The organism is Shewanella sp. SW32, assembly GCF_025653365.1.
Taxonomy (GTDB): domain Bacteria; phylum Pseudomonadota; class Gammaproteobacteria; order Enterobacterales; family Shewanellaceae; genus Shewanella; species Shewanella oncorhynchi.
The window spans coordinates 1-1,202 of record NZ_JAKKSJ010000093.1 but is presented as its reverse complement, the minus strand read 5'-3'; the positions used below and the strand labels follow the sequence as shown (position 1 = coordinate 1,202).

The 1,202-nt window shown below is 43.3% G+C and carries 1 protein-coding gene and 1 rRNA gene; both read right to left on the bottom strand.

Annotated elements, in window-relative coordinates; all coding sequences use genetic code 11:
• Positions 1 to 238, bottom strand: a 16S ribosomal RNA gene (locus L5M28_RS23940); the annotation flags it as partial.
• 735 nt (positions 239 to 973) lie between these two features.
• Positions 974 to 1,202, bottom strand: a 229-nt coding sequence (locus L5M28_RS23935; RefSeq protein WP_263196414.1) for a transposase, incomplete at its 5' end; no start/stop codon positions are given.

The window sequence follows — 1,202 nt, the reverse complement described above, 5'->3', positions numbered from 1 at the left end:
CCTAGGTTCATCCAATCGCGGAAGGCCCGAAGGTCCCCTCCTTTCCCCCGTAGGGCGTATGCGGTATTAGCAGTCGTTTCCAACTGTTATCCCCCTCGACTGGGCAGATCCCTAGGCATTACTCACCCGTCCGCCGCTCGCCGCCTCAGGAGTAAACTCCCTTGCGCTGCCGCTCGACTTGCATGTGTTAGGCCTGCCGCCAGCGTTCAATCTGAGCCATGATCAAACTCTTCAATTAAAGTTTTGTTGTTTGACTGACGTCAAACGGCTCAATGAATTCTACTGTTTTGATTCGCTTTGCTCACTAAGAAGCATCGCGTTTCAATTCATACATTACTGTATGTACATATTACTATGAACACTCAATCACCTTCCCGTTAAGGAGAATGACTTGAAAACATTGATTTAAATTTTTGACTGCCACCCGAAGGTTAAGCAGTTTCGATTAACTCAACACCTGTGAGTGTCCACACAGATTTGCTTGATAAATTGTTAAAGAGCGTTGACCACACACTGAGTTTTCAGCGGGTCAGGGCTGCGTATTCTACGCATTCCCGTTAGTGCGTCAAGTAGTTTTTTCAACTTTCTCAACACTCATCGTTTAGCTCGCTAACCGATGAACTGCATGGCTTTCTTTGCTTAACTTGCGTTTCGCTGTCTGCCGTGTCAGTGGATGCGCATTATAGGGAGATTGAGAAAGTCCGCAAGGGCTTTTTTGAGAAAAATGGATCTTTTTTTAATACTTTCAGTTAGTCACACAATACCCCCACTTTATCCTCAGACTTATCCACAAAATGGGTTTTAACGGTTAAATTTGCTACAGCGATGGCTTTGCTTTAATGGCTATCGATAAGAATGAAATGATGTTCAATGGGGAATAACGACGATTAGCTATATAAAGAAGAGTAAGAATGTAATCCGGATGACATGGGAGTAAACGTGAGGCTTAATTCTTAATTAACCTGAGATCGGTTTAACAAGCCATAACTGTAATAGCATTAAACTCTGCGTTAGTGAGGTTCAGTTGTGGCTTATTGTCTTTCAATTGATAGGCGATGAGTCCGGCAATCATATTTAGCATAAAACCATGCACGCTGCGGTGTCTAGAGTGTTCTATTTGAGAGATATTTTTTAACTGGTCGTTGATGGTTTCTATGATGAAACGTCTCGACAGCATCGCTCTATCCCACAACAACATTGCC